Origin of the sequence: Parazoarcus communis SWub3 = DSM 12120, assembly GCF_003226565.1 — a bacterium.
Taxonomy (GTDB): Bacteria; Pseudomonadota; Gammaproteobacteria; order Burkholderiales; family Rhodocyclaceae; genus Parazoarcus; species Parazoarcus communis.
Genome location: NZ_QKOE01000073.1, coordinates 1 through 997, shown reverse-complemented (window position 1 = coordinate 997; position 997 = coordinate 1). Strand labels below are relative to the sequence as shown.

The window sequence follows — 997 nt, the reverse complement described above, 5'->3', positions numbered from 1 at the left end:
TGGGTTAAGTCTGACGATGACCTACTTTCACGAGAGCGGATCTCACTATCATCGGCGCGTACCTGTTTCACGGTCCTGTTCGGGATGGGAAGGGGTGGGACCAGGCAGCTATGGTCGTCAGACTTATGACTTGTTCCCTGAGTGTTGGTCAGGGCAAAGAGGAAGGAAGTGAATGTTGGGTGTTGTGATTGAGTTTGAACATTGAGTTCGAACTGTGTTGTGTAAGGTTATAGGATCAAGCCTCACGGGCAATTAGTATCGGTTAGCTTAACGCATTACTGCGCTTCCACACCCGACCTATCAACGTGGTGGTCTTCCACGACCCTTCAGGGGGATCGAGTCCCCAGGGAAGTCTCATCTTGAGGCGAGTTTCCCGCTTAGATGCTTTCAGCGGTTATCTCTTCCGCACTTAGCTACCCGGCGATGCGACTGGCGTCACAACCGGTACACCAGAGGTGCGTCCACTCCGGTCCTCTCGTACTAGGAGCAGGTCCCCTCAAACTTCCAACGCCCACGGCAGATAGGGACCAAACTGTCTCACGACGTTTTAAACCCAGCTCACGTACCACTTTAAATGGCGAACAGCCATACCCTTGGGACCGGCTACAGCCCCAGGATGTGATGAGCCGACATCGAGGTGCCAAACTCCGCCGTCGATGTGAACTCTTGGGCGGAATCAGCCTGTTATCCCCAGAGTACCTTTTATCCGTTGAGCGATGGCCCTTCCATACAGAACCACCGGATCACTATGTCCTGCTTTCGCACCTGCTCGACTTGTCGGTCTCGCAGTCAAGCCTCCTTTTGCCATTGCACTATCAGTACGATGTCCGACCGTACCTAGGAGACCTTCGAACTCCTCCGTTACCTTTTGGGAGGAGACCGCCCCAGTCAAACTGCCCACCATGCACTGTTCCCGACCCGGATTCACGGGCCTGGGTTAGAACCTCAACGACACCAGGGTGGTATTTCAAGGTTGGCTCCACCGGAACTAGCGTCC

Annotated in this window: 2 rRNA genes; both read right to left on the bottom strand. The window is 54.4% G+C overall.

Features of this window, described 5'->3' with window-relative positions:
* Positions 1 to 8 precede the first annotated feature (8 nt).
* Positions 9 to 122, bottom strand: a 5S ribosomal RNA gene (gene rrf, locus DNK49_RS23060).
* Between the two features lie 109 nt (positions 123 to 231).
* Positions 232 to 997 (bottom strand): 23S ribosomal RNA (locus tag DNK49_RS23055); the annotation flags it as partial.